This is a genomic window from Mesorhizobium kowhaii (genome assembly GCF_003253745.1).
In the GTDB taxonomy this organism is placed as follows: domain Bacteria; phylum Pseudomonadota; class Alphaproteobacteria; order Rhizobiales; family Rhizobiaceae; genus Mesorhizobium; species Mesorhizobium kowhaii.
Window position 1 is genome coordinate 102,297 of the sequence record NZ_MZXV01000032.1, and the last position, 26,072, is coordinate 128,368.

Genomic DNA, 26,072 nt, shown 5'->3' on the forward strand with positions numbered 1-26,072 from the left:
CCCAAAAGACAAAATACAGGAAACTTGCCATGCGACCAGCATTCGGCGGTATCGACTTTGGCACTTCAAACTCTACCGTTGGCGTGGTCCGCAACGGGCAGCCGCGCCTCGTCGCGCTTGAAGATGGCCAGGTCACGCTACCCAGTGCCGTGTTCTTCAACTTCGAGGACAACCGCACCTGTTTCGGACGCCATGCCATCGCCAACTACACCGACAGCATCGAAGGCCGGCTGATGCGCTCGCTGAAGAGCGTGCTCGGCAGTTCGCTTGCCCACGAGAAGACCCGCATCAAGGCCCGCTCGATCGGCTTCATGGAGATCGTCGGCCTGTTCCTCGGCCATCTCCGCAAAAAGCTGGAGGAAGATGCCGGGGGCGCGGTCGAGACGGTGGTGCTCGGCCGCCCGGTGCAGTTCGTCGACGACGATCCTGAAGCCGATGCAAACGCCCAGGGCGAACTCGAAAAGGCCGCGCGTGCGCAGGGCTTCAAACACATCGCCTTCCAGTTCGAGCCGATCGCGGCGGCGCTCGACTACGAGCAGAAGGTGACGCGCGAGGAACTGGCGCTGATCGTCGACATGGGCGGCGGCACGTCGGACTTCTCGATCGTGCGCGTCTCACCGCAGCGCTCGCGGTTGCTTGACCGCAAGGACGACATCCTGGCCAGCCGCGGCATCCATATCGGCGGCACGGATTTCGACCGGCTGTTGAGCATCGCCCATGTGATGCCGCAGCTCGGCTACCTGACCCCGACCAAGGACGGCAAGCGCAATCTGCCGGCCAGCTACTTCATCGATCTCGCGACATGGCAGCGCATCAACCTGGTCTACACCGCCAAGGCGATGACGCATCTGCGCCAGATCCGCTACGAGGCGGTGCGCGCCGACCTGGTCGACCGCTTTATCCACATCGTCGAGCATCGCTATGGACATGCGCTGGCAGCACTTGTCGAAAAGGCCAAGATCGAGCTGACCGACAGATCATCCGCTGACGTGGCGGTGAAGCTGCCGGGCGCGGCGTTCGCCGCCGAAATCACGCGTATTGGCCTGGACGCCACGATTGCCAGGGACATCGAGCGGGTCACCGCAACGGTCGGACAGACCATCCGCGACGCCCAGGTCAAGCCATCCGATATCACCGCGGTGTTCCTGACCGGCGGCTCGACCGCGATCCCGCTGGCAAGACGAGAGATCCTGTCGCTGGTGCCGCAGGCATCCGTCATCGACGGCGACATGTTCGGCTCGGTCGGGCTTGGCCTGGCGCTCGACGCTCAGCGGAAGTTTGGCTGACACGGCCCACTCACAGGCGGGCGGGCACTGTTTGATCGGCGCTGGCGCCGAGATGCGCCTTGAGCGCCATCTGGGCCAGGCTTGCCTGACGATCGCGATGGGTGATCATGGCGAAGTCGCGTTTCGGCAATTCGAACGGCACCGACCGCAGGGTGCCCTCAGCGACGGCGCGCGCCACGACAAGCTCCGAGATGATGGTGGCGCCGGCCCCCGCCTCGACCGCCTGGCGTATCGCCTCGTTGCTCGGCAGCACCAGGAATATCTGCAGATCGGCGAGCGAAATTCCTTCGCGACGGGCCAGATCCTCCAGCACTTCGCGCGTACCTGAACCGCCCTCGCGGATGATCCAGCGCAGGCCCTTGATGTCGGGCCGGCCCTGCGAGACTTCGGCGATCTCCGGATGGGCGCTGGCAACGACCAGCATCAGCCTGTCGACGTCGACCTTGGCGCGGCGCAGGATATCGGATTCCGTGCGCCCCTCGACCAGACCGAGATCCGCCGCGCCATCGAGGACATTGGCCTCGACCTGCCTGGTGTTGCCGATGGTGACGCTCAACCTGACGGCGGGATAGGCTTCGTGGAAGGAAGCCAGCCGGCGCGGCAGCCAATAGCTGGCGATGGTCTGGCTGGCGGCGATCGAGAGGCTGCCAGTGACTGTCTGCGAGACATGCTCAAGCACATTGCGCGCGGCGGCCGCCCGCTCCAGCACAGCCTTGGCCTCGGGCAGGAACCGATGCCCGGTCTGGGCGAGCTCGATGTTGCGGCCGACCCGGTTGAACAGATGGACGCCGTGCTGCTCTTCAAGCGCGCGGATGGCGGCCGACGCGGCCGACTGGGAAATGCCCAGCAGCTCCGCCGCCTTGGTCATGTGACCGCGCTCGGCAACGGCGACGAAAATCCGCAATTGGTCCAAGGTCATGCGCGCATTAAGAACCAATATCGATCGAATTTACAAGAACAACTGATTAGACAGATCGATAGCTTTATCCTACGTTTTCGGGTGAAGTTAGAAAAAATTCGCCATCGAATCGCAGAGAACAAAATGATCGGGCGGTTCAGATCCCTGCTTGCCCATTGGACCCGCGGCATCCGGCGGCGGCTGGTCGGTGACCGATACCACCCGGAAGAGCACTACATGCGCGGCCCCGGGCCGAAGACACGAGCCAAATCCGCCGGCCGCGCAGGCACCACCGGATCATGATGCACCGACCGCCACGCGGCGCAAATTCGGCACCATCGCAACGTCCGCTTGCCGACACGCGCGCACCCGATGAAGGCGACGGCGTCGACACCTCGCCGGATATCTCAGACAGCATCGCCAAGACGACCTGCTACATGTGCGCATGCCGCTGCGGCATCGACGTGCACATCAAGGACGGCAAGGTCCGCTACATCAACGGCAACAAGGACCATCCGGTCAATCGCGGCGTGATCTGCGGCAAGGGCAGCTCCGGCATCATGCAGCACTACAGCCCGGCAAGGCTGAAGAAGCCGCTCAAGCGCACCGGTCCGCGCGGCTCGGGAGAATTCCGGGAGATCGAATGGGAGGAAGCCTTCTCCATCGCGACGGAACGGCTTTCGGCCATCCGCCGGACCGACCCCAAAAAACTGGCCTTCTTCACCGGCCGCGACCAATCGCAATCCTTGACCGGCTGGTGGGCAAGCCAGTTTGGCACGCCGAACTTCGCCGCCCATGGCGGCTTCTGTTCGGTCAACATGGCGGCCGGCGGCCTCTATACGATCGGCGGCTCGTTCTGGGAGTTCGGCGAACCCGACTGGGACAACACCAGATACTTCATGCTGTTCGGCGTCGCCGAGGATCACGATTCCAACCCGATCAAGATCGGCCTCGGCAAGCTCAAGGCGCGCGGCGCCAAGGTGGTTTCGATCAATCCGTGCCGGACCGGTTACAACGCCATTGCCGACGACTGGATCGGCATCCGGCCCGGCACCGATGGCCTGTTCGTGTTCGCCCTCATCCACGAATTGCTGAAGGCCGGCCGCGTCGATCTCGACTACCTCCTGCGCTACACCAATGCCCATTTGCTCGTCATCCAGGAGCCGAATGCTGCCGATGACGGGCTGTTCGTGCGTGACGCCGACGGCAATCCGCTGGCCTGGGACAGGGTTGCGAAGAGACCGGTCAGCGCCACCGATACCGAGGCCAAGCCTGCACTGACGGGCAGCTCCATCGTCGACGGCCGCCGCTGCGTGCCCGTGTTCCAGCTCATCGCCGACCGCTACCTCGATGAGAGCTACGCACCCGATGCGGTCGCGGAGCGCTGCGGCATTCCTGCCGACACGATCCGCAGGATCGCCGCCGAGCTTGCCCATGTCGCCTTCGAACAGACGATCGAACTGCCGGTCGCCTGGACCGATTGGGCCGGGCGAAGGCACGAGACGATCAAGGGGCGGCCTGTCTCGATGCATGCCATGCGCGGCATCTCCGCCCATTCGAACGGGTTTCATACCTGCCGCGCCATCCATCTCTTGCAGGTGCTGCTCGGCACCGTGGATGTTCCCGGCGGCTTCCGCTTCAAGCCACCCTACCCCAGATCGGCACCGCCGGGCCCAAAGCCGGCGGGCAAGACCGTCAAGCCGATGACGCCGCTCGACGGAATCCCGCTCGGCTTCGTCTGCGGGCCGGACGACCTTTTGGTCGACGAGGCCGGCACGCCTGTTCGCATCGACAAGGCCTATTCCTGGGACGCGCCGCTGGCGGCACATGGCCTGATGCACACCGTCATCCGCAATGCCTGGGCCGGTGATCCGTACCCGATCGACACGCTGCTGATGTACATGTCGAACATGGCCTGGAACTCCTCGATGAACACCGTCGAGACCATCGCCATGCTGACCGACCATGACGAAGCGGGCAACTACAGGATCCCCTTCATCATCTATTCCGACGCCTACTATTCCGAGACCGTGCCATTCGCCGATCTCGTGCTGCCGGACACCACCTATCTCGAGCGGCATGATTGCATCAGCCTGCTCGACCGGCCGATCAGCCATGCCGACGGACCGGGCGACGCCATCCGCCATCCCGTCGTCGAGCCGGATCGCGATGTCAGGCCGTTCCAGTCGGTGCTGATCGAACTCGGCGCGCGGCTTGGCCTGCCGGGCTTCGTCGATGACGATGGCTCCACCAAATACCGCGACTATGCCGACTACATCGTCAACCACGAGCGCACGCCCGGCATCGGCCCGCTTGCTGGCTGGCGTGGCAAGGATGGCGCCTCGTTTGGCACGGGCGAGGCTAATCCGGACCAGTTGCAGCGCTACATCGACAATGGCGGTTTCTGGCACCAGGATTTCGCTGAAGACCAGCGCTACTACAAGATGGCCAACCGCTCCTATCTCGACTTCGCGGTGCAGATGGGCTTCATCCCCAAGGCGGAGCCGATCGTCTTCCAGCTCTACTCAGAACCTCTGCAGCGCTTCAGGCTCGCCGCGCGCGGCCATGGCCGTGTGGTGCCGCCAAAGGGCAACCGCCAGCGTATCGAGACCTACATGGACCCGCTGCCGTTCTGGTACATGCCGTTCGAGGAAGCGGCAGTCGACTTCGAAAGATATCCGCTGCATGCGCTGACGCAGCGGCCGATGCATATGTATCATTCCTGGGGCTCGCAGAACGCGTGGCTGAGACAAATCACCAGCCAGAACCGGCTGTTCGTGCATCACCAAACCGCCAGCAGTCTCGGCCTTGTCGATGACGACTGGGTGTGGATCGAAAGCATCAACGGCAAGGTCAAGGGGCAGATCAAGCTGGTCGACGGGGTGAACGAAAGCACGGTCTGGACCTGGAATGCGATCGGCAAGCGGCGTGGCAGCTGGGGTCTGAAGGATGACGCCGCCGAATCCAATCGCGGCTTCCTGCTCAACCACATCATCGGCGACCAGACCTCGGCCGACGCCAACGGCAAGCGCTATTCGAATTCCGACCCGGTGACCGGCCAGGCGGCGTGGTTCGATTTGCGCGTGCGCATCGTCAAATGCGCGGCCGAAGAAGCCGGCTTCACCGAGCCGCAGTTCGAGCGGTTCCAGCAACCGCCGCATTTCGAACCCTCACCCGACAAGCTCAGTTTCGGCGCTGAATTCCGCCGGGCAAGAGAGGCGGCAAAATGACCTGTCTGCCAAGTCAAAGCGGCAAGAAGCTCGGCCTCGTCATCGATCTCGACACCTGCGTCGGCTGCCAGGCCTGCGTCACCGCCTGCAAGGAATGGAACACCGGCGGCCACATGGCGCCGCTGACCGACATCGACCCCTATGGCGGCCATGTCGACGGCGTCTGGTTCAACCGCGTCCACAGCTACGAGCACACCACCGAGATGGGCGGGCGGACCGTGAACTTCCCACGCTCCTGCCTGCATTGCGAGACGCCAGCCTGCGTCACGGTCTGCCCGACCGGCGCCTCCTACAAGCGGGCCTCGGACGGCATCGTGCTGATCGACGAGGACAAGTGCATCGGCTGCAAATTGTGCAGCTGGGCCTGCCCCTATGGGGCGCGCGAATTCGACACCGATGTCGGCGTGATGAAGAAGTGCACGCTGTGCGTCGACCGCATCTACAATGACAATCTGGCCCAGGAAGACCGCGTGCCGGCCTGCGTCGCGGCCTGCCCGACCAGCGCCCGGCATTTCGGCGATCTCGGCGATCCCGCGTCGGCCGTCTCCCAGCTGGTGGTGGAACGTGGCGGCGTCGACCTGATGCCGGAACTCGGCTATCACCCGACCAACAAATACCTGCTGCCGCGCGCCCACACCAAGCGCGCCGCATCGGTGGCCGCGCCGGCACTCGAACCGGTGCGTGCCGAAGGCGGCTTCCTTGGCTGGGTCGACCGCATGCTTTCGAACTGACATCCATGCATCCAGCCTTCTCCGTCGTCTTCTTCACCACCGCCACGGGCGCCGGCTATGGGCTGCTTGCACTGCTTGGGGTGCTCGGAGGCTTCCAGATCATCCCGCCCGATTTCTGGCTGGGCCTCATCGGCATGGGCCTGGCGCTTGGCCTGATCGCGGCGGGACTGCTGTCCTCGACCGGTCATCTCGGCAGACCCGAACGCGCCTGGCGGGCGTTCTCGCAATGGCGCAGTTCATGGCTGTCGCGCGAAGGCGTTGCCTCTGTCATCACCTTTGTCCCGGCGGGACTGTTCGGCATCGGCTGGGTGTTGTTCGGCCGCGCCGGCGGCTGGGTGGCCATCGCCGGGTTGCTGGCAGCCATCGGCGCGGTCGTCACCGTCTGCACCACCGGCATGATCTATGCGTCGCTGAAGCCGATCGCCCAGTGGCACAGCCGCTTCACTTTGCCGGCCTACCTGATCTTCTCGGCGATGACCGGCAGTGTGCTGTTGAACGCGCTGCTGCAGTGTTTCGCTATCGGCTCGAAGACCCTTCTGGCGGCCTCGGTGCTGCTAGGTCTGCTCGGCTGGGGCTGGAAGCTGGCGACCTGGCGCTACAATGACCGGCTGGACATCGCGACCACCGCCAATACCGCGACCGGGCTGGCCGGCGGCACGGTACGATCGCTGGAATGGCCGCATACCGAGGAGAACTATCTGCTCAAGGAAATGGGGTTCCGCATCGCGCGCAAGTACAGCGCGCGCCTGCGCCAGATCACGCAGATTCTGGCCTTCGCCCTGCCCGTCCTGCTGCTTGCCGCCGCATTCGCCCTGCCGTGGCCCTTCGCGGCGATGCTGTCGGTCCTTGCAGCCATCGTCCAGTTCGCCGGCATGCTGGTCGAAAGATGGCTGTTCTTCGCCGAGGCGAAGCACACCGTGACCCTCTACTACGGCCGATAGAGACCATTGACGAAAGAGCGGCTTCAGCCAGGCCGCAGCATCGAGCGGGAGATGGCAAAGATGCGCTCGGCGCCGAGCATGTAGGCCATCAGCGTGTCCAGCCGGAACAGCCCGGCATAGGCGCGGTCGAGCACGTTGAGCGAGCCGGTATAGGCGCCGAAGGCCGGCATGATCATGCGGTCGCCATCGCCGACAAAGCAGCGCCGCCGCACCGAACGGCCGCGCTGCACGATGCGCGCGCATGGGTGCAGATGGCCTGCTATTTCGCCTTCGACACGCTCCTTCGACGGCTCATGCCGGAACAGCAGCGAGCCTATGGCGAGTTCACGCACCGTCTCGCCAGGCAGGTCGGCCGGTGCTTCCGGGTCATGATTGCCGGCAACCCAGAACCAGTCGCGGCCTGATATCAGCGCTTCCAGCCGTTCGCGGAAGCTTGCATGCATGCGCTCGGCGCCGCCGCCATCATGGAAGCTGTCGCCCAGGCTGATGACGATGGATGGCTGATAGTCGGCGATCACGGCCTGCAGTCTCAGCAAGGTCGCACCGGTGTCGTAAGGCGGGATCAGCGCGCCGCGCCGTGCCAGCGACGAACCTTTTTCGAGATGCAGGTCGGAAACGGCCAGAAGCCGCAGATCCGGAAAATAAAGCACGCCGCGAGGGTCGCAGACGGCACGCTCGCCGGCGATGCCGACAAGATTGGCCTCGGCGATCAGCGATGTGCGCGCCAGCGAAAAATTCATCTCGAAATCAGTTTCATCTTTGGCCCATAGCCTCCTCGACCAGATCGGCGGCTTCCATGAGCAAGGACTCGTTGGCGCCGCCATTCACCGATTCCTTGCCGATCTCCAGCATGATCGGCACGGCCAGCGGCGATATCTGCTCAAGATGCTTATGCATGATTCGACCGCGAACACGCGAGAGCATCTCGGCAAGTCTGCTGACATCGAGCAGGCCCGCCGATGCATCGGTGCGCGTCGCCTGCAGCAGGATGTGGTCCGGCTCGTGACTGCGCAGCACATCGTAGATCAGGTCGGCCGAGACGGTTACCTGGCGGCCGCTCTTCTCTTGCCCGGGAAAGCGCTTCTCGATCAGTCCGGCGATGACCGCGCAGGTGCGGAACGTCCGCTTCAGCATCCAGCTGTCGTTGAGCCAGGCCTCGAGGTCGTCGCCGAGCATGTCTTCGTCGAACAATGCGGCCAATGACGGCTTCCTGGCCTTAAACAGTGCCGCCATGTCGTCCAGCGCCCAGACGGCCAGCGAATAGTCGGTGGCGACGAAGCCGAGCGGGCGGGCGTTGGCCCGCTCCAGCCGCCGCGTCAACAGCATGCCTAGTGTCTGGTGCGCCAGCCGCCCCTCGAAGGGATAGGCAACCATGTAGTGGCGGTTGCCGCGCGGAAAGGTCTCGACCAGAAGGTCGCCGCGCTTCGGCAGCACCGACTTTTCCTTCTGCAGCCGCAGCCAGTCGGCGACCTGTTCGGGCAGCGCCTGCCAGCGGTCGCTGTCGGCCAGCATGCCGCGCACCTGATCGGCGAGATAGGTCGACAGCGGAAACTTGCCGCCGGCATAGGACGGCACGATGATGTTGGCGCCGGTGCCGTTGGAGACGACGCATTCGTTCTCGCGAATGCCCTCGAAACGCAGCACCTTGCCGGCAAACAGGAAATTGTCGCCGGGGCGCAAGGTCTCGGCGAAATACTCCTCGATCTTGCCCAGCACCGGCCCACCGCGCCCAGCCATGCCACGGCCCTGCCTGACATAGCGGACATTGAGTTCCGGCATTTCGACAATGGTGCCGACATTCAGCCGGTATTGCTGGGCGACACGCGGATGCGAGACGCGCCACAGCCCGCCGACCGTCTTTCGAATGCGGGCGTAGCGCTCATAGTTCTTCAGCGCGTAGCCGCCGGTGGCGACGAAATCGACGACACGGTCGAAGGTGTCGCGCGCCAGCGCGGCATAGGGCGCGGCACTGCGCACTTCTTCGAACAGATAGTCGGCATCGAAGGGCGCGCCGCAGGCGACGCCCAGCACATGCTGCGACAGCACGTCGAGCGCGCCGGTGATCAGCGGTGGCGTGTCCTGTGCACCGAGATAGTTGGCGTCGAGTGCCGCCCGGCATTCCAGCACCTCGAAACGGTTGGCCGGAATGAGGATCGCCTTGGACGGTTCGTCCATGCGGTGGTTGGCGCGGCCGATGCGCTGCGCCAGCCGGCTCGCCCCCTTGGGCGCGCCGACGTGCACGACCAGATCGACATCACCCCAGTCGATGCCGAGATCGAGCGTCGACGTCGCCACGATGGCGCGCAGCGCATTCTCGCCCATCGCCTTCTCGACCCGCCGACGCTGGCCGACATCGAGCGAGCCGTGATGCAAGGCAATCGGCAGCGAGTCCTCATTTGCCCGCCACAGTTCCTGGAACAGCAATTCCGCCTGACTGCGGGTGTTGACGAACAGCAGCGTCGTGCGGTGCCGCTTGATCGCCTCGTAGATTTCGGGAATGGCGTAGCGGGCCGAATGGCCGGACCACGGCACATGCTGTTCGGAGTCGAGAATGGTGATGTCGGGCTTGGCTCCACCCGCCACGGTGATCAGACCGGCCATGGCGCCTGGCGGATTCTGGCCGACCAGCCAGCGCCGCAATTCGTCGGGCTCGGCGACCGTAGCCGACAAGCCTATCGTCTGCAGGCCAGGCACGTAGCTGCGCAGCCGCGCCAGGCCGAGCGCCAGCAGATGCCCGCGCTTCGACGTCACCAGCGAGTGCAACTCGTCGAGCACGACATAGCGCAGATCCTCGAAGAAGCGCCGGGCGTCGGGCGCCGCGATCAGCAGCGCCAATTGCTCGGGCGTGGTGAGCAGAATGTCGGGTGGCACCAGCTTCTGGCGCTGACGCTTGTGCGCGGGCGTGTCGCCGGTACGCGTCTCGATGGTGACAGGCAGGCCGATCTCTTCGACCGGCTTGCCGAGATTGCGCTCGATGTCGACCGCCAGCGCCTTCAGCGGCGAGATGTAGAGGGTATGGATACCGCGATGCGCCTGCCCCGGTTTTCGCCTTGGCCGGTTGGCCAGCTCGGTCAGCGAAGGCAGGAAGCCAGCCAACGTCTTGCCGGCGCCGGTCGGGGCGATCAGCAGCACCGATTGCCCGCCCTGGGCCCTTGCCAGCAATTCGATCTGGTGGGCACGCGGCGACCAGCCCTTCTCGCCAAACCATCTGATGAATGGTTCGGGCAGGGCCACAGTGGCATTGTGTTCGGCAAGGCGCGGCTGCTCTGTCACGCGCCAGAGGTAGCGCGAAGGCAGGCAATCGCCAAGAAGAATCGGAACAAAAGGGGATCGAAGACTTCGCTCTGATGCATGTCGTTACCCAAAACCGGTGCCCACTTTTGGGCGACAAGCATTTAGGGCCGCCGAAACCCAGTCGGGGCGCCATAGAGGTAGCCGATGCGGGCGATCGCATCCTTCAACCCTTCGCGCGACACCAGCATGGTGTGGCCATTGGCGTGGATCATGGTCTCGGTGTCGGTCATGACGGCGACATGGCCTTTCCAGAAGACGAGGTCGCCGCGCCGCAGCCCGCCGTAGTCCGGATCCGGATCGAGCGGCTCGCCGAGGGTCGCCGCTTGCATGTCGGAATCGCGCAGCACGTCGCTGCCGGTCATGCGCATCGCCAGTTGCACAAGGCCCGAACAGTCGATGCCGAAGCCCGAAGTGCCGCCCCACAGATAGGGTGTGCCGAGAAACATCTCGGCCACCGCAACATAGTCGGCGGCCACATCACCGACAGGCCGCAGATGGCCAGCGATGATCGCCTCGCCGGAGGGCAGGATGGCATAATGCGTGCCGCGCGTTTCGGCGGCATCCGTCACCGTCACCGTCGATCCCATCGACAATTGTCCTGCGATTGGAAACCGCAGATCCGGCCCGGGGTAGAGGAAGGTGCGCGGCACCGACACGATATGGGTCGCCGCATGGTCCTGCCCGCCCAGCATGGTATCGGCGATATAGCCGACATAGCCATCGCGCTCAGCCTGGATCCAGGCCCAGCCTTCGGCGACCTCGAAGACGAGGACATCATCACCGAACAGAAGCTGCGTGTTGACGCCGGCATCCGGCCGCGGCGCCTTGCGCACATCGGCCACGGATGCGGTGATCCGCGCCGGCCGGCCGGCGACGAAGCGGTCGGCGGCGACCTCGCCCTTCAGCCGTGCATCGGCAAGGTCGGAACGGAAAGCGTGAAGGCGGGCATCCCTGGCAGTCAAATCGGCAACTCTGAACTACTTTGTTTGAGCATGATCTTGTCCGAAAACCGGTTCCCACTTTTCGGGATCATGCTTTAGATGGGCAATTCGTGGGCCTTGGCGATGATACCATCGCCGAAGCGCTCGACAAAGAGCGCGCCCTCGACCGTGCGCCTGATCAGAACATTGCGCTTGTCGAGTTCGTCGCGATGGCGCGACACCAGTTTCAACGCACCCATCGTGTCGAGCGCGCGGGTGATCACCGGCTTGGTGACATTGAGCCGGGCGGCGAGCCCGCGCACCGTGTGCGGTGGCGGATCGAGATAGATGGTGAACAGGATCGCCGTCTGGCGCATGGTCAGGTCGGGCTCGTCGTCGCGCACCTGCGACAGCATCACCTGCTGCCACAGTCGCAAGGCCTGGCTCGGGCGCATCGCAATCGACATCGCGCCAGCATGACGGCAAATTGTTTCGGTTCCGTTTCAGTTTCAGCAATTTTGCCGGCTCTGCTGTGGCCATCAACCAAAGCGTTTCGAGATGATCCGCTCCAGCGCGCGAATGCCTTGCGCATCGCCGCCGGCGGGGCCATGCGGACGGTCGGCGGGGTTCCAGGCGAAGATGTCGAAATGCGCCCAGCCTGCGGTCTTTTCGACAAAGCGCTTGAGGAACAGCGCTGCCGTGATCGAGCCGGCGAAACCGTCCGTGGTGACGTTGTTGATGTCGGCGATCTTCGACGACAGTTTTGCATCGTAAGGCCGCCAAAGCGGCATGCGCCACAGCGGATCTTCGGCGGCGACGGAAGCCGCCGCCAGGTCGGACGCCAGCGCTTCGTCGCCGGTATAGAAAGGCGGCAAATCGGGGCCGAGCGCGACACGGGCTGCCCCTGTCAGCGTCGCCATATCGACCAGAAGCTGTGGTTCCTCCTCGTCGGCCAGCGCCAGCGCATCGGCCAGCACCAGCCGTCCTTCGGCGTCCGTGTTGCCGATCTCGACGGTAATGCCCTTGCGGCTCGTCAGCACGTCGCCGGGCCGGAAGGCGTTGCCGGCGATCGAATTCTCGACCGCGGGAATGAGAACGCGCAGACGCACGTTCAGCCTGGCGGCCATGATCATCGAGGCGAGACCAAGCACATTGGCCGCGCCGCCCATGTCCTTCTTCATCAACAGCATGCCGGACGACGGCTTGATGTCGAGACCGCCCGTGTCGAAACAGACGCCCTTGCCGACCAGCGTCACCTTCGGCGCGCCTTGCGGCCCCCATTTCATGTCAATCAGGCGCGGCGCGCCGGTCGACGCACGACCGACGGCATGGATCATCGGGAAATTCCGGTTGAGGAGATCGTCGCCCTTCACCACCGAGACTTCGGCATTGTGCGCTCCGGCCAGGCTCCGCACCGCCTTCTCCAATTCTTCCGGGCCCATATCGCTGGTCGGCGTGTTGACCAGATCGCGTGTCAGGAAGACACCATCGGCAATACGGCGAACGCGCCCGGCATCGACGCCGGCCGGCAAGTCGAAGCGCAGCGCCTTGCCGGGCTTCTTGCCATAACGGGTAAAGACATAGCCACCGAGCACCAGCGCGGTTGCCGCCAGTTCCGGCTCGGCCGGCGCGGAGGCGAAATGCCAGTCGCCTTCCGGCAAGGCTTTCGACAACGCGCCGAGAGCAAGCGCGCCCTCGCCGTCGCCGACACCGAACAAGGCGCCGCCGAGCGCTCCGTTTTCGCCGGGCAAAACCAGCGTCCTGCCTGCCTCGCCGGAAAAGCCGTTGGCCCTGGCCCAGGCGACGGCGGCTGGTGCAAGACCGGCTGCGTCCAGACCATCCCTGGCGACCAGATGGACCGGCAGCGCGCCAGGCAGTTTCTTCTCGACGAGTTCGACGGGCATTCGATGTTCTCCGTGTGGCGGCCCCCTGAGTCGCCATTCTTAACCGTCCGTTAGGGTTAACAGAATATTTCTGCGGGAGGGAAGACGGCCACGCAATGGCCGCGCATGAATGGAGACCCGGTGCCGATGCCGACCAACCGCACGATCAACGCCAGGGGAAAACGGCTTATCAGCACGGCCCTCGTGCTGGCGCTCGCGGCCGGTGTCGCCGGTTGCGCAACAGACAAGTTCACCACCGGCTCGATCGCACGCACCGGCGGCAAACCGCTGGAAACCATGTCGGCGGGAGAACTGCACACTGCGACGGGGGCACTTGGCCAATCCTACGCCAGGAACCCAAACGACAAGCGGATAGCGACAAATTATGCGGCGGCACTGCAGATGGATGGCGACGCCGACCAGTCGCTCGCCGTAATGCGCAAGCTGGCGATCGCCCTGCCGAAGGATCGTGACGTGCTCGCCGCCTATGGCAAGGCGCTGGCCGCCAATGGCCAGTTCGAGGCTGCGCTGGACGCCGTGCGCCGCGCCCAGACACCGGAATATCCCGACTGGAGGCTGGTATCGGCCGAAGCGGCCATTCTCGACCAGATCGGCCAGAAGGACGACGCGCGCCAGCTTTACCGCAAGGCGCTGGAGCTCAAGCCGAACGAGCCTTCGGTGCTCTCCAATCTCGGCATGTCCTATGTGCTGGAAGGTGACCTGCGCACCGCCGAAACCTATATGCGCTCCGCCGGCGCAGCAGCCGAACGCGGACAGCCGGGTGCGCCAGAACCTGGCGCTGGTCGTCGGCCTGCAAGGCCGTTTCGACGAAGCCGAGAAGATCGCCTCACAGGAACTCTCGCCCGAACAGGCGCAGGCAAACGTCGCCTACCTGCGTCAGATGCTGGCCCAGCAGAATGCCTGGAGCCAGCTCAAGGACCAGGACAAGCCAAAGTCCGCGACCAACTAAGCAATTCCAGGAAAAGTGTGAAACGGTTTTCCGTCCGGAATTGCGTCAAACAAAGAGGTAGAGCGGTTCGCCGTTTCCGTGAATCGGTGAACCGCTCTGAAGCGCGTCGTGCCGAAAACGGATTCAGTCGACGCGCTCTAAGTCTTTGTTTTATGCATGTCGTTGTCTCAAAACCGCTGCGCACTTTTGGACGACATGCATTAGACGACAATCTGCAACAACCTTGAAATGAAGAAGCCGCGCTGCGTTCAGCGCGGCTTCTTCATATGTCGTGCAGGGACCTGCCTCGCCGCTATTGCGCAGTTGATGCTGGTGCCGAACGATCGCCGAAGATGCCGCCGCGCTGGCTCACCTGAATGCCGGCCGGGCCCAGAATGATGGCGAAAAGCACCGGCAGGAAGAACAGGATCATCGGCACGGTGAGTTTCGGCGGCAAGGCTGCCGCCTTCTTTTCGGCCGCATTCATGCGCATGTCGCGGCTTTCGGCGGCCAGCACGCGCAGTGCATGCGCCACCGGCGTGCCGTAACGCTCGGCTTGCACGAGTGCCTGCGACACCGACTTGACCGATTCCAGGCCCGTGCGGCTTGCCAGGTTCTCGTAGGCCTGCCTGCGCTCTTGCAGATAGGAAAGCTCGGCGTTGGTGAGGATGAATTCTTCCGCCAGCGCCACCGATTGCGCGCCGATCTCGTCGGCGACCTTGCGCAGGGCCGCTTCCACCGACATGCCCGATTCGACGCAGATCAGCATCAGATCGAGCGCATCCGGCCACGCCATCTGGATCGACTGCTTGCGCTTGGTGGCGCGGTTGTTGACATAGACGACTGGGGCGTAGAAGCCGCCATAGGCAACGAGGATGCAGACGAACAGCCTGATGACCAATGGCTTGTCGGGCAATCCTCCGAGCACGAAGATGTAGATTGCGGCCAGCGCGAAGCCGACAAAAGGAAGCACGAGACGGAAGAAAAGAAACCGCGTCAGCGGGTTCTGTCCGCGAAACCCGGCCACCTTGAGTTTCTGCAATGTGCCCTCATCGGCAAGCGCGCGCCTCAGATCCAGCCGGTCGACAATGTTGCGCATGCCAACCGACTGTTCCTCGCGCAGGCCCTTGCGACGGCGATCCGCCTCGACGGCAAGCCGGGCGCGCTGCTTGGCACGCAGTTCGTCGCGTTCCAGCGCGACGGTTTTCATGCGTGACTTGAGCTGGTTTCCGCCAAACGCCGGCAACAAGGTGAAAACGGTCGCAAACACCGCTATGCCGACCAGCAACGCGATCAGGAAGCTCGGATCGGTCAGCGATTTGATGACTTGGTCGGTCATGCCAGCATCCTAGACTTCGAAGTTCATCATCTTGCGCATCACAAAGATGCCGATCGACATCCAGACCGCCGAGCACCCAAGGATCAGGTGTCCAACGCTGGTGACGAACAGCGGCATCAGGTAGCTCGGGCTCGACAGGTAGACGAGAAACGCGACGATGAAAGGCAGCGCACCGATGATGGCGGCGGACGCTTTCGCTTCCATCGACAGTGCCTGGACCTTGGCTTTCATCTTCTTGCGATCGCGAAGCACGCGCGAAAGATTGCCCAGCGCCTCGGATAGATTGCCGCCAGCCTGCGATTGAATCTGGATGACGATGCCGAAGAAGCTTGCCTCCGTGCAAGGCATGGTCTCGGGCATGCGCAAGGTCGCATCGGGGATCGACAGGCCCATCTGCTGGGAATCGACGATACGACGAAATTCGGTCTTCACCGGTTCGAGAGATTCGTTGGCGATCAGGCGCACGGCGTCGTTCAGCGGCAGGCCGGATTTGACAGCGCGCACGATGATATCGAGCGCGTTTGGAAATTCGTTGAGGAATGCCTTGACCCGGCGGGCGCGACGAAACGAGACGAACCAGCGCGGCAGGCCGAGTGCGCCGGCCAGCAGCACACCCGGCAGGACGAGCCGCGGCGCTCCGGCCACAAAGGCAACCATCGTCAAAGCGAGGCCGCATATGGCGGAGTATATGTAGAAGCGCTCGACGGTGGTCTTCAGGCCAGCCTGACGGAGTTGGGCTTTCAGTGGCGGTTTCTTGACCCTGCTGTCGTTGGTTTTCTGCTTTGCGTCGAGCTCGTTCAGCGAATCCTGAACCGATTTGCGCCGCTTGACGGCTTCCGCCGCGCGGTCGCGCGAGGCTTTGACGACGGAGCGATCCGTCTCGGCGGACTTGATCGTTTCAAGCCGCTTGCCGACCTGTTTCTCGTTGCTGATCTGGGTGAACAGAAATGCATAGGCGACCGCGCCGGCGCTGAAGCCGGCGAGCACGACAAACGCCAGTACTGTGCCGTCAATTCCAAACATTGGCCAGAACCCTCACGCCATCAGTCAGTGCGTTTCTCCATCGCCTCGAGCGCAGTGGCGAGGCGCTGCTCCTCGCCATAATAGCGAGCCCGGTCCCAGAAATGCGGACGGCCGATGCCGGTCGATACATGCTCTCCCAGCAGCCTGCCATTGGCGTCCTCGCCCTTGATGTTATAGAGGACGATATCCTGCGTGATGACGACGTCGCCCTCCATTCCGATCACCTCGGTGATGTGGGTGATGCGACGCGATCCATCGCGCAGGCGCGCCGCCTGGATGATCACGTCGATGGAGCCGACAACGATTTCGCGCACGGTCTTCTGCGGCAGCGAATAACCGCCCATCGCGATCATGGATTCGATACGGTTCAGACATTCGCGCGGGCTGTTCGAGTGGATCGTTCCCATCGAGCCGTCATGGCCGGTGTTCATCGCCTGCAGAAGATCGAACACCTCGGGTCCGCGCACTTCGCCGACGATGATGCGCTCGGGCCGCATGCGCAGGCAGTTCTTGACCAGGTCGCGCATCGTCACCTCACCCTCGCCCTCCAGATTGGGCGGGCGGGTTTCGAGGCGCACGACATGCGGCTGCTGCAATTGCAGCTCGGCCGAGTCCTCGCAGGTGATGACGCGCTCCTCGCGGTCGATATAGTTGGTCAGGCAGTTGAGCAGCGTCGTCTTGCCCGAGCCGGTACCGCCCGAGATGACGATGTTGCAGCGAACACGACTGATGATCTTGAGAACTTCGGCTCCCTGCGGTGAAATGGCGCCGAACTTGACCAGCTGATCGAGGGTCAGCTTGTCCTTCTTGAATTTGCGGATGGTGAGCGTGGCTCCATCGATGGAGAGCGGCGGCGCGATGACGTTGACGCGGGAGCCGTCGGGAAGACGCGCGTCGCAGATCGGGCTGGATTCGTCGACACGGCGGCCAACCTGGCTGACGATGCGCTGGCAGATGTTGAGGAGCTGCTGGTTGTCACGAAAGCGGATGCCGGTCTGTTCGACCTTGCCGTTGACTTCGATGTAAACGTTCTTGGAGCCGTTGACCATGATGTCGGCGATGTCGTCGCGTGCGAGCAACGGCTCGAGCGGCCCATAGCCGAGCACATCGTTGCAGATATCCTCGAGCAGTTCTTCCTGCTCGGCGATCGTCATCGCGAAATTCTTGATCGCGATGATGTCGTTGACGATGTCGCGGATTTCTTCGCGTGCGCTTTCAGGATCAAGCTTGGAGAGCTGCGACAGATCGATCGTGTCGATGAGCGCGGAGAAAACCTGGCTCTTGGTGTCGTAGTAGGTTTCGCTCTTTTCGCGCTGGACCCGTTTCAGGTCCGGCGCCGATGGCGGCGCCTCGATCGCGCGGCGCGCTGGCGGCGCGACAGGTGCGCTTGGCGGAGGCGCAGCGGGGCGGGCAAGCACCGCCGTATCCGCGGAACTTGCGGCCGGCGGCGCAACCGGGGCCGGTGCTGGCTGGCGAAATTCCGGCGTGAACCGGTTTCCGTCGTCGCTGCCTCTTTTACCAAACATGATCTGCTACCGATTCCACCGCTGAAACGTCACTTCTTGTTGCGCGAGAGCTTGCCAAGCAGATTGCCAAGCCCTGCTTTCTTCTTCGTCTTGATTTCACTGCGCCCGGTCAGCACATGCGCGATTTCGTTGATCATCGCGACAACCGGGTTCTTGGCATCCATTTCGCCAAGCATGCGCCCGTTGTTGGCGGCATTGCCGAACAGCAATGGATCAAAGCCAATGACCGACATCGGCAACAGGCCGAGCGGCTCGGCGAAATCGGACGGTGAAATCTCCGGGCGCTTGGGAACGCCGGCCTGGTTGATGATCAGCTTCGGCGGCGGGTCGTTGGGACGAAGTCGCTTTAACATGTCGACCAGGTTCTTGGTGTTGCGCAGATTGGCCAGTTCCGGCGTCGCCGTGATGACGATCTCGTCGGCCTTGATCAGCGTGTTCTTGGTCCAGCCCGTCCAGGCATGGGGAATATCGAGCACCAGCAGCGGCACGCTGCGCTGGGCGGTGTCGATGAGCTGCGTGAAGGCTTCGGGATCGAAGTCATAGACCCGTTCGAGCGTCGAAGGGGCTGCCAACAGCGAGAGGTGTTCGGCGCACTGGGTCAGCAGACGGTCGAGATAGACTTCATCGATGCGCTCCGGCGAAAACACCGCCTCGGCGATGCCTTGCGCCGGATCCCGGTCGAAATTGATGTTGGCCGTGCCGAAAGCGAGGTCGAGATCGGCGACGACCACTTCGGATTTGAACAGGGAGGACATCGCCCAGGCCACATTGTGGGCAATCGTCGAGGAACCGACGCCGCCCTTGGCGCCGACAAAGGCGATCGAGCGGCCGAGCGGCTCGGCTTCCGGATCAATGAAAATCGACGCCACCACGCTGACGATGTCAGCCATCGACACAGGTGCGATCACATATTCGGAAATGCCGGAGCGGATGAGTTCGCGGTAGAGACCGACATCATTGTAGTGACCGATCACCACCACCTTCGAGGTCGGATCGCAGTATTCCGAGAGCTGGGCAAGTTGCTCCAGCAGTTGCTTCGGCTCGCTGCGCGATTCAAGCAGGATCAGGTTGGGTGTCGGCGCCGACTGGTAGAATTCGATGGCGGTGAGGACGCCGCCCATATGGACCTTGAGATGCGCCTTCGTCATGCGGCGATCCTCGCCGGCGCGCTCGACCGGATTGGCAACGCCCTCGGTCTCGCAGAATGCCTGGATCGAGATGCGCGGAATCGGCCGCAATGCCTGCATCGCGGCGATGTCCTGCTGCGAGGTATCGCTGCCATCCACCGGGGCGTCGTAGGCAAGATTGCTCATCATCATCTCTTTCCCGTGGCCTGTTCTATCCGAGACTGGCGGCTCAGTACGAAACTTCCGAATTGCCGAGGAATTCGTCCGAAATGCCTCTTGAGCGGTAGACATCTATCACCGCGCCGCGATTTTCAGCATCGATGGTGGATGGCTTGCGCGGGCCGAGCAGATCGGCCGGGTTGTCCATCTGGGCGGCAAGATTGTTCTGATAGGAGCAGCCGAAGTCGGCATAGTGCTTGTTTTCCGCCGTATCGACCAGGTCATCTGGCCAGCGTCCGCATTTGTCGGTCTGGGCTCTCACCGAGACATAGGCGACGCGAACCGGCGAGGAGATCTCGCTCGAGGCGGCCTGATAGGAGGTGACGACGATCCGGTTGCGCTTGACACCGGCGGCGACCGCGAGCCGGGCGAAATCGCGAGCGGCTGCCGTCGCGGCGACCTCGTTGGCCGATCCGCTCGGGACCTGGATCGTCAGCGTCGGGGCGGCACTCTTGTCATAGCCGTCGAGGAAGCCCAGAAGCGTGTCGCGCTGCGATCCGGTCATGCCCCGATCGCCGGCGCCGACAGGCAGGTCGATCTTCTGGTTCTTCTCCGCGATCACGATCGGATGATTGGTGCGATAGTCGTCCGGAACGGCGCCGACGGTAATGCTGTCGCGCTGGGCGCAGCCGACCAGCAACGCCGCCACCGCAACCACCAGGACCGGTACGGCTCGTCCGCAGATCCGCGAACGGCCAAAGCGCATCGTTGTGGCGATGGTGCTTGCCTTCAATGCTGACTGAGACATGTCCGCTTCCCCGCTTACTTGTAGATGAAGCCGACAACGCCGTGGTAACGGCCGTTGGGCTTGTCGGTCTGCATGGTGCCGTAGACGCGATTGACGCGGCCAAGGAACATGGCGGCGCCATCGCTGGCAGCGTTGAAATTGTCGTCCGGCTTGGCGAGGTCGTTGCGTGCCACCGGCTTCACCAGATAGGGCGTGATGATGATGACGAGCTCGGTCTCGTTGCGCACGAAATCCCTGCTGCGGAAGAGCGCGCCGAGCACCGGGATCTTTGTCAGCCCGGGCAAACCGTTGACGGCTTGCCTGACATCGTCGCGAACCAGGCCGGCGATCATCATGGATCCGCCAGAGGGCAATTCCACCGTTGTGTCGGCAAGACGCTTGCGCAGCGACAGGGCATTCATGCCGGCGCTCGTCACGCCTTCGGACAACGATACGGATCCCTCGGTTGTCGGCTCGGAAACCGAGGTTCGGACTTTCAGGCTTATGCGGCCGGGAGACAACACCACCGGCTGGAATTCCAGGCCGATGCCGTACTCGATCTTTTCGACGGTATAGGTCTTCAGCCCAGTCTGGTTGTCGGTGGACACCTTCTGGTCGACATTTGACACCATGTTGTATTCACCGCCGACCTTGAAGGTCGCCTTCTCGCCGGATACGGCAGTCAAGGTCGGCTCAGCCAAGGTCTTCATGACCCCGGACTGTTCCATGGCGTTGATGTAAGACTGCAGCCCCGAGGCGCCGATCTGGAAGCCCGAGTTCGACAGCTGCTTGCCAAGGCCGGTGAAATTGTCGCTGATTGCGCCGTAGCTGATGCCGTTGCTGCCGCCAGTGCCGACCATATTGACGCCGAGCTGCTTCATCACCGAGCGGCTGACTTCAGCGACCGTCACTTTCAGCGTGACCTGATCGTCGCCGATGATCTGAAGCAGGTTGACGATCTTGCTGGTGCGGCGCTCCTGGTCCGGATTGTTGATGTCGACACCGCTCTGGGCCGAACCGCCGGCCGCGGTCTGCGAATATTGTCCCGTCGTCGCTTCACCGCCCGAGACGAAGATCGTCGCCAGGTCGACCGCGCGTTTTGCGTCCAGCGGCGTGTCGACCGTTCCGGTCAGGACGACGTTGTCATTCAGCAGTTCCACCTTGATGGCCGACGTCGGGATGAAGCGCTTGATATAGTCTTCAAGGCCGGCAACGTCGCGTTCGACAGCCAGATCCAGGCTGACGATCTGCTCGCCATTCGGACCGAAGACAAAGATGTTCGTCTCGCCGACCGCCTTGCCGAACAGATAGATACGCCTTGCGGTGCGGGTCACCGCGTCGGCGACCGCCGGGTTGGCGACGAGAATGTCGTAGGCATCGCTCGGCAGGTCGATAACCACCGACTTGTTGAGGCCGAGCTTGACGCGCTGGGTGGCCGTCGATGCAGTGACCTGCGCGTTCTTTGCCTCGACAACGCCTTGTACATGCGTTCCGACGAGCAGCAGGCCGAATGCCGCGGCTACAATTGCCGGCAGTTTACCACTTAGCCTCATTTCCTTGCCCCTACTTCGGAAACTTCGCCCGACTTGATCAGCCTCACCGTTCCCCTGCGGCCATTGCCGGAAACGAGATAGTCGGCCTCACCCAGATTCTTTTCCTGGGTGTCCGCGACCGCCCGTAGCGCCAGGGTCAGGCGATCCGCCATCTGCTGGGCAACCGTGATGATCTCCGCCTGACGCGGTGTCAGTTCCAGCGTGGCGGTCTGGCCCACCCTGGTCTTCTTGCCTTCCTCGTCCTCCTGAATGGTCTGGTCGATTGCCAGGACGCGGATGTTCTTGAGGATGGTTTCAGTGTTGAAACTGGCGGCGGCGCCGTTGGTGGCATCGCCCCTGCGGGTCATGATGACATCGACGAAGTCGTTCGGAAGAATGAAGCCGCCGGCCGACGTGTCGGCCGAGATGGCGGTGGCGACCGCCCGCATGCCGGAAGGCAGGATCGACGACATGAAGCTCTGCCCCTCGCCGATCAGCTTGGAACGCCGCAGAGGCTCTCCGGCGTACATTGCCACACGGGCGACGGAACCCTTCAGCTTGTCCAGCGCCTCGGGCTCGGCGGTGCGGGTGATGAAATTGGCGTTGATGCCGTCGGCGGGCCAGGATTGCCAGGCAATGTTGTTTTCGAGCGGGCTGCCCATCGAGACATCGCCCGACAGCACAAGCACATCCTGCAGCGACACCGCCGGCGCCTGGGGGCCGGAATCGACGACGATCTGGGGCGGCGGTGCCACCATGTTTTTCGCGACAAAACCGGCACCACCCGCCGCGGCCACCGCCACGCTCAGAATTATCAATCGCGATGCTGGCATCTGTCCGAACCCTTGCCCTGGCAAACCACGTAGCCAAGCCGGACTTTGCAGCGGCAATCGTCAAAACAAGGTTAATGTAATGCTTACGATCGTGATTAATTTAAGGTTTACATAAATTAGCTCGATGTGGCCCGCCCGGACAAATGGCAGGCCCGGCCCTACCAAAAGCCAGGTGCGGAAACGCCGGGTCGGATAACGGAAATCAGATCGTTCAGCTCGCTAGCCGCGCCAGCGCCCACACCATCAAGGGCGAATCCGGATAAGTCAGCAACCCGCCAAGGCCAAGCGCGATGCCGTAGGGAACGCCGTTTGCCTCGTCGGCGAAATGGCGCAGAAACGGATTTCGGCCGGTAACGGCCGCAAGCAGCGACTTCCGGTAGACGATGATTGCGAGCGTCAGCAGGCCGCCGATGATTGTCGAGGCCACTAAATACTCGACGAGATGCACATTGAGACCCATCCACATCGCGGTGGCAGCCAGCAGCTTGGCGTCGCCCCCACCCATGCCGCCCATTGCGAACAGGCCGAACGTCACGGCCAGGACCAGGGCGCCGGCGGCGAAATGCCCGCCATAGGCCGCCCATTCCATACCCGTCAGCGGCGCAACCAGCGCGAAAACAACAACAAGCAGCACCGGCACGCGATTGGCAATCGTCATCGACAGCATGTCGGAGATCGCGGCAAACAGCATGCAGAACGGAAACACGACGAAGATCAGGGCTTCAAGCATCGGCGCTATGCCTATTGTCCGATTTCACGGGGCTCAATCTAGACATGTTCGATTAACGATTGATGAGGCCCGGAATGAAAAGACGACTGATACTGATATTGGCAGCGGCATAGAAATAGAAAAAGGGCCGCCACGTGGCGGCCCTTTTCCAGAACGCAATCTGAGCGCCCAGCAATACCGCAGATCAGCTGCCCGAGGGAGCAGCGTTCAAGGTGGTTCCGATAGAGGTGAACTTGCTGTTGAGTGCATTGCCGAGCGCGCCGGCGCCAGTGATGATGGCGAGCGCGATGAGAGCGGCGATCAGACCATATTCGATAGCGGTCGCGCCGGATTCGTCCTTCACAAAACGTGCGATGAGATTAGACATTCGAGAGCTCCTACTCCACGTGTTACAGCACTTCCGTCAACTTCTGTGATGGTTGATCGGATACTGGCAATCTAGGGAGAAGCTCTTTCGATCGGCTTAATAAACAGCCTTACCGATTCCTTTCCCGGTTCGAACATATTGCGTGGTTAACCCAGCACTAAATGCCGGCCGGCCCTTCCGTTTCCCGGGTCGGCGATCATGTCGGCACCCGGCACCTTCGGCCAGAGTGTCCGCTTAACCGTTGGTTCACCAATCTCGTTCATGTTCCGTTGATCAGTCTGCTTGCGTGGAGCGCCTCAATGGCCCAGCCGAGATCGTCAATCGTGATTGCCGCGCTTCTTGCAGCCGCGAGCTTCGTCGCGCCCGCCATGGCCGGCGCCGGCATCGAGGTCACGATGAACCAGGCCAAGATCGTCAAACTGTCGCGACCCGCCGATACGATCGTGGTTGGCAATCCGGCAATCGCAGACGCTTCCGTGCAGGACGCCTCGACGATCGTGCTGACCGGCAAGGGTTTCGGCGTCACCAATCTGGTCGTGCTCGATACGGACGGTAGCCCGATCGTCGACGAGCAGGTCACCGTCGTGCGGCAGGCCGCCTCATCGGTGCGTATCTATCGCCGTGCCGAAATACAGACCATGTCCTGCACGCCCTATTGCGAAAGCTCCTATAAGAGTGATGCGGAGAAATCCTCCGAGGCGGAGATGAGCGTCAGCCGATAGGATGGCGCGGTGGAATGTCGTTCAGGTTATCGGCTGGTTAAGAGGCCAACGCCGACTTTAACGATCATTCAAACCGGGCCTCAATTGGTTTGCGTTAATACCCCTCCCGAGACCGCATAGAGATCGGCAGGATCAGACATGAGCAAGGAATTCGGCTCCGCAGACGAGCAAAAGGCGAGACGCCCAAGGTTTTTCGCTCGCTTCCTTGGCGACCGGCGCGGCAGCACGGCAATTGAATTCGGAATCCTTGCAATCCCGTTCGCGCTGCTTGTCTTTGCCATTCTGGAAAGCTGCATCGCATTTGCCGGCCAGGAAGTGATGGCCAATATCACCGACGATGTCGCGCGCCGGTTGCGCACGGGCCAGTTAAGGGCGGCCGACATCGCCGGAGACAATTTGAAGAACATGATCTGCAACAAACTGGAGATCATCGTTTCTCAGGATTGTCCCAATCAGCTGATGGTGGATCTTCGCCAATTTACGACGTTCGCCGCCGCGTCCCTGGCCGGCTTCAAGATCAAGGCCAACGATGTCCAGCTGACGAACGGCACCGCCGAAGTGTCCTTTTCCGTTACGGCGGGTGCGGCGGAATCGAGGAACATGCTGCGGGTCTTTTACAAATGGCCGATCATGACCGATCTGTTGGCGCAGTCGATGGGCGGCAACAAGACCCTGCATTTTGCGTCGGTAACCTGGCAGAACGAGCCGTTCGACAATTGAGTTCGAGGCGGATGCACGAGCAGTAAAAGAAAAAGGGCAATGGGCATGATGCGTGCGGGGGCACATCTCAAGACTTCAGGAATTTGGCGCAAAGCAATTCGATTCGGGTCCGATCGCCGTGGTATCGCGGCAGTCGAGTTCGCCTTGATCATGCCTATTCTGCTGGCCATGTATTTCATGACCATGGAGGCGTCACAAGCCATCGAGACCAGCAAGAAGGTCAGTCGTATCGGCAGCATGGTGGCTGATCTCGTCACGCAGCAGACGACGGTCGTCAAGGCGGATATCGACGCCATCATGGCGATCGGCGCCGTCACCCTTCAACCCTACAACCGCTCGGTCCCGGGCATCACCATCACGGCAATACAGGTCACGAGCGACGCAACGCCGCTGGTGCAGGTGATGTGGTCGCGCAAGCTGGTCAATGGCGTTGCCAGCGCTGGCCCTTCCACCGCCACGGTTCCAGCAAAACTCAAAGTCGCCGGCACCTTCCTCATCCGCGTCGACAGCACTCTCGGCTACACGCCGGTCATCGCCTGGTCGTCGACGAGCGACCAGCAGAGGCTTGGATTGACCTCGGCTTTCAACAACATAGCGATGGGCGAAACCTACTATCTGCGTCCCCGCAGAAGCACCACGATCCCTTGCGGCGACTGTTGAATCGGGACCGCTGAGCGGTCCGCCGAACCACTCTAGGATCAAAACTCAATCAGCTGGTTGCCGCAATCGGCCGAGATGGGTGGTTTTGTGCCTTCCCTCTCGCCGATCAGAACGAGCAAGGAGCGCCATGAGCGGCCGTCCATGTCGCTGCCACCTCAAGGGCCGCTTTGGACTCCAAACCTAACGTCGAGCACACGTTGGACGGCTAATCCTAGACGGTGCCCATAACTGGCGTCCATCAGGCTACTGGTCCACAGCTCTTCGAGTCAGTTCCCGACGCTTCTGGGTTGACGTGGCCTCATTCACTTATCTGTCGCAGCCTGCTCGATGGGTGCAGCGACAGCCTCGGGCTTTCATACATAGCTGGCATGGCTGCCGGCGGTTTCATACGAAGGCTTGGGTTTCCTCAAGGGGT

Annotated in this window: 23 protein-coding genes and 1 pseudogene; 9 read left to right on the forward strand and 15 right to left on the reverse strand. The window is 62.6% G+C overall.

Annotated features, from left to right (window positions below; translation table 11 throughout):
- Positions 1 to 29 precede the first annotated feature (29 nt).
- Positions 30 to 1,286: an Hsp70 family protein gene (locus tag B5V02_RS13355; protein WP_111544642.1), complete on the forward strand. Its 1,257-nt coding sequence runs from the start codon at positions 30 to 32 to the stop codon at positions 1,284 to 1,286.
- 10 nt (positions 1,287 to 1,296) lie between these two features.
- On the opposite strand, the gene B5V02_RS13360 is transcribed toward B5V02_RS13355, so the two are convergent.
- Positions 1,297 to 2,205: a LysR family transcriptional regulator gene (locus B5V02_RS13360; protein WP_111544643.1), complete on the reverse strand. Its 909-nt coding sequence runs from the start codon at positions 2,203 to 2,205 to the stop codon at positions 1,297 to 1,299.
- Between B5V02_RS13360 and B5V02_RS40585 the strand changes: the two genes are divergently transcribed.
- From B5V02_RS40585 to B5V02_RS13375, 4 genes are read left to right on the forward strand one after another with little or no spacing between them, the layout of a single operon-like run.
- Positions 2,155 to 2,487 carry a hypothetical protein gene (locus B5V02_RS40585; RefSeq protein ID WP_167458480.1) on the forward strand — a complete coding sequence of 111 codons (333 nt, stop codon included), beginning with the start codon at positions 2,155 to 2,157 and terminating at the stop codon, positions 2,485 to 2,487. The two genes, B5V02_RS13360 and B5V02_RS40585, sit on opposite strands and share 51 nt — an antisense overlap.
- Positions 2,484 to 5,414, forward strand: coding sequence for a molybdopterin oxidoreductase family protein (locus B5V02_RS13365; protein WP_167458487.1), 2,931 nt, complete (start codon positions 2,484 to 2,486; stop codon positions 5,412 to 5,414). The genes B5V02_RS40585 and B5V02_RS13365 overlap by 4 nt, the downstream gene beginning before the upstream one ends.
- Positions 5,411 to 6,145, forward strand: a complete 735-nt coding sequence (locus tag B5V02_RS13370) for a 4Fe-4S dicluster domain-containing protein (protein ID WP_111544644.1) — start codon at positions 5,411 to 5,413, stop codon at positions 6,143 to 6,145. The genes B5V02_RS13365 and B5V02_RS13370 overlap by 4 nt, the downstream gene beginning before the upstream one ends.
- Positions 6,146 to 6,150: 5 nt before the next feature.
- Complete coding sequence (locus B5V02_RS13375) at positions 6,151 to 7,086, forward strand: dimethyl sulfoxide reductase anchor subunit family protein (protein ID WP_111544645.1); 936 nt, start codon at positions 6,151 to 6,153, stop codon at positions 7,084 to 7,086.
- A 23-nt stretch (positions 7,087 to 7,109) separates the two neighbouring features.
- Here B5V02_RS13375 and pdeM read toward each other — a convergent pair whose 3' ends face one another.
- The 5 genes from pdeM to B5V02_RS13400 all read right to left on the reverse strand — a co-directional run bounded on the left by pdeM (position 7,110) and on the right by B5V02_RS13400 (position 13,204).
- Positions 7,110 to 7,826, reverse strand: coding sequence for a ligase-associated DNA damage response endonuclease PdeM (gene pdeM, locus B5V02_RS13380; RefSeq protein WP_111544646.1), 717 nt, complete (start codon positions 7,824 to 7,826; stop codon positions 7,110 to 7,112).
- Positions 7,827 to 7,839: 13 nt separating this feature from the next.
- Positions 7,840 to 10,359, reverse strand: coding sequence for a ligase-associated DNA damage response DEXH box helicase (locus B5V02_RS13385; RefSeq protein ID WP_111544647.1), 2,520 nt, complete (start codon positions 10,357 to 10,359; stop codon positions 7,840 to 7,842).
- A gap of 122 nt (positions 10,360 to 10,481) precedes the next feature.
- Positions 10,482 to 11,342 carry a C40 family peptidase gene (locus B5V02_RS13390; RefSeq protein ID WP_111544648.1) on the reverse strand — a complete coding sequence of 287 codons (861 nt, stop codon included), beginning with the start codon at positions 11,340 to 11,342 and terminating at the stop codon, positions 10,482 to 10,484.
- A gap of 74 nt (positions 11,343 to 11,416) precedes the next feature.
- The gene (locus tag B5V02_RS13395) at positions 11,417 to 11,767 is read right to left on the reverse strand and encodes a MarR family winged helix-turn-helix transcriptional regulator (RefSeq protein WP_111544649.1); all 351 of its coding nucleotides are present in this window, start codon (positions 11,765 to 11,767) and stop codon (positions 11,417 to 11,419) included.
- 72 nt (positions 11,768 to 11,839) lie between these two features.
- Positions 11,840 to 13,204 (reverse strand): leucyl aminopeptidase family protein, encoded by a 1,365-nt coding sequence (locus B5V02_RS13400; RefSeq protein ID WP_111544650.1) that lies wholly within the window; start codon positions 13,202 to 13,204, stop codon positions 11,840 to 11,842.
- A 126-nt stretch (positions 13,205 to 13,330) separates the two neighbouring features.
- Between B5V02_RS13400 and B5V02_RS13405 the strand changes: the two are divergent.
- Positions 13,331 to 14,153: pseudogene (locus B5V02_RS13405) on the forward strand (tetratricopeptide repeat protein).
- A 292-nt stretch (positions 14,154 to 14,445) separates the two neighbouring features.
- Here B5V02_RS13405 and B5V02_RS13410 read toward each other — a convergent pair.
- The 9 genes from B5V02_RS13410 to B5V02_RS13450 all read right to left on the reverse strand — a co-directional run bounded on the left by B5V02_RS13410 (position 14,446) and on the right by B5V02_RS13450 (position 23,555).
- Positions 14,446 to 15,471, reverse strand: coding sequence for a type II secretion system F family protein (locus B5V02_RS13410; protein WP_111544651.1), 1,026 nt, complete (start codon positions 15,469 to 15,471; stop codon positions 14,446 to 14,448).
- A gap of 9 nt (positions 15,472 to 15,480) precedes the next feature.
- The gene (locus tag B5V02_RS13415; protein WP_111544652.1) at positions 15,481 to 16,494 is read right to left on the reverse strand and encodes a type II secretion system F family protein; all 1,014 of its coding nucleotides are present in this window, start codon (positions 16,492 to 16,494) and stop codon (positions 15,481 to 15,483) included.
- Positions 16,495 to 16,514: 20 nt separating this feature from the next.
- Positions 16,515 to 18,020, reverse strand: coding sequence for a TadA family conjugal transfer-associated ATPase (locus B5V02_RS13420; RefSeq protein ID WP_111544653.1), 1,506 nt, complete (start codon positions 18,018 to 18,020; stop codon positions 16,515 to 16,517).
- 29 nt (positions 18,021 to 18,049) lie between these two features.
- Entirely contained in the window at positions 18,050 to 19,333 is a 1,284-nt protein-coding gene (locus B5V02_RS13425) for a CpaE/TadZ family protein (protein WP_245445908.1), read from the reverse strand.
- Between the two features lie 43 nt (positions 19,334 to 19,376).
- On the reverse strand, positions 19,377 to 20,114 hold the full coding sequence (locus B5V02_RS13430) for a CpaD family pilus assembly protein (protein WP_111544655.1): 738 nt from the start codon (positions 20,112 to 20,114) through the stop codon (positions 19,377 to 19,379).
- Positions 20,115 to 20,128: 14 nt separating this feature from the next.
- Positions 20,129 to 21,646, reverse strand: coding sequence for a type II and III secretion system protein family protein (locus B5V02_RS13435; RefSeq protein WP_111544656.1), 1,518 nt, complete (start codon positions 21,644 to 21,646; stop codon positions 20,129 to 20,131).
- Positions 21,643 to 22,458: a Flp pilus assembly protein CpaB gene (gene cpaB / locus B5V02_RS13440; RefSeq protein ID WP_111544657.1), complete on the reverse strand. Its 816-nt coding sequence runs from the start codon at positions 22,456 to 22,458 to the stop codon at positions 21,643 to 21,645. Before cpaB ends, B5V02_RS13435 begins: the two co-directional genes overlap by 4 nt.
- 211 nt (positions 22,459 to 22,669) lie before the next feature.
- Positions 22,670 to 23,188 carry an A24 family peptidase gene (locus B5V02_RS13445; protein WP_111544658.1) on the reverse strand — a complete coding sequence of 173 codons (519 nt, stop codon included), beginning with the start codon at positions 23,186 to 23,188 and terminating at the stop codon, positions 22,670 to 22,672.
- 184 nt (positions 23,189 to 23,372) lie between these two features.
- Complete coding sequence (locus B5V02_RS13450) at positions 23,373 to 23,555, reverse strand: Flp family type IVb pilin (RefSeq protein WP_111544659.1); 183 nt, start codon at positions 23,553 to 23,555, stop codon at positions 23,373 to 23,375.
- Positions 23,556 to 23,854: 299 nt separating this feature from the next.
- Here B5V02_RS13450 and B5V02_RS13455 point away from each other — a divergent pair, with 299 nt between their 5' ends.
- From B5V02_RS13455 to B5V02_RS13465, 3 genes are all read left to right on the forward strand, one after another.
- On the forward strand, positions 23,855 to 24,277 hold the full coding sequence (locus B5V02_RS13455; protein ID WP_111544660.1) for a pilus assembly protein N-terminal domain-containing protein: 423 nt from the start codon (positions 23,855 to 23,857) through the stop codon (positions 24,275 to 24,277).
- Positions 24,278 to 24,415: 138 nt separating this feature from the next.
- On the forward strand, positions 24,416 to 24,997 hold the full coding sequence (locus B5V02_RS13460) for a TadE/TadG family type IV pilus assembly protein (protein WP_111544661.1): 582 nt from the start codon (positions 24,416 to 24,418) through the stop codon (positions 24,995 to 24,997).
- A 45-nt stretch (positions 24,998 to 25,042) separates the two neighbouring features.
- The gene (locus tag B5V02_RS13465) at positions 25,043 to 25,657 is read left to right on the forward strand and encodes a TadE/TadG family type IV pilus assembly protein (RefSeq protein ID WP_111545380.1); all 615 of its coding nucleotides are present in this window, start codon (positions 25,043 to 25,045) and stop codon (positions 25,655 to 25,657) included.
- The last annotated feature ends 415 nt before the right edge of the window (positions 25,658 to 26,072 follow it).

Bases quoted from the DNA above. Each gene is read 5' to 3' on its own strand.
- B5V02_RS13355 (WP_111544642.1), top strand. From the start codon at position 30: ATGCGACCAGCATTCGGCGGTATCGACTTTGGCACTTCAAACTCTACC.
- B5V02_RS13360 (WP_111544643.1), bottom strand. From the start codon at position 2,205: ATGACCTTGGACCAATTGCGGATTTTCGTCGCCGTTGCCGAGCGCGGT.
- B5V02_RS13365 (WP_167458487.1), top strand. From the start codon at position 2,484: ATGATGCACCGACCGCCACGCGGCGCAAATTCGGCACCATCGCAACGT.
- B5V02_RS13370 (WP_111544644.1), top strand. From the start codon at position 5,411: ATGACCTGTCTGCCAAGTCAAAGCGGCAAGAAGCTCGGCCTCGTCATC.
- B5V02_RS13375 (WP_111544645.1), top strand. From the start codon at position 6,151: ATGCATCCAGCCTTCTCCGTCGTCTTCTTCACCACCGCCACGGGCGCC.
- pdeM (WP_111544646.1), bottom strand. From the start codon at position 7,826: ATGAATTTTTCGCTGGCGCGCACATCGCTGATCGCCGAGGCCAATCTT.
- B5V02_RS13395 (WP_111544649.1), bottom strand. From the start codon at position 11,767: ATGTCGATTGCGATGCGCCCGAGCCAGGCCTTGCGACTGTGGCAGCAG.
- B5V02_RS13400 (WP_111544650.1), bottom strand. From the start codon at position 13,204: ATGCCCGTCGAACTCGTCGAGAAGAAACTGCCTGGCGCGCTGCCGGTC.
- B5V02_RS13410 (WP_111544651.1), bottom strand. From the start codon at position 15,471: ATGACCGACCAAGTCATCAAATCGCTGACCGATCCGAGCTTCCTGATC.
- B5V02_RS13415 (WP_111544652.1), bottom strand. From the start codon at position 16,494: ATGTTTGGAATTGACGGCACAGTACTGGCGTTTGTCGTGCTCGCCGGC.
- B5V02_RS13420 (WP_111544653.1), bottom strand. From the start codon at position 18,020: ATGTTTGGTAAAAGAGGCAGCGACGACGGAAACCGGTTCACGCCGGAA.
- B5V02_RS13425 (WP_245445908.1), bottom strand. From the start codon at position 19,333: ATGAGCAATCTTGCCTACGACGCCCCGGTGGATGGCAGCGATACCTCG.
- B5V02_RS13430 (WP_111544655.1), bottom strand. From the start codon at position 20,114: ATGTCTCAGTCAGCATTGAAGGCAAGCACCATCGCCACAACGATGCGC.
- B5V02_RS13435 (WP_111544656.1), bottom strand. From the start codon at position 21,646: ATGAGGCTAAGTGGTAAACTGCCGGCAATTGTAGCCGCGGCATTCGGC.
- cpaB (WP_111544657.1), bottom strand. From the start codon at position 22,458: ATGCCAGCATCGCGATTGATAATTCTGAGCGTGGCGGTGGCCGCGGCG.
- B5V02_RS13445 (WP_111544658.1), bottom strand. From the start codon at position 23,188: ATGCTTGAAGCCCTGATCTTCGTCGTGTTTCCGTTCTGCATGCTGTTT.
- B5V02_RS13450 (WP_111544659.1), bottom strand. From the start codon at position 23,555: ATGTCTAATCTCATCGCACGTTTTGTGAAGGACGAATCCGGCGCGACC.
- B5V02_RS13455 (WP_111544660.1), top strand. From the start codon at position 23,855: ATGGCCCAGCCGAGATCGTCAATCGTGATTGCCGCGCTTCTTGCAGCC.
- B5V02_RS13460 (WP_111544661.1), top strand. From the start codon at position 24,416: ATGAGCAAGGAATTCGGCTCCGCAGACGAGCAAAAGGCGAGACGCCCA.
- B5V02_RS13465 (WP_111545380.1), top strand. From the start codon at position 25,043: ATGATGCGTGCGGGGGCACATCTCAAGACTTCAGGAATTTGGCGCAAA.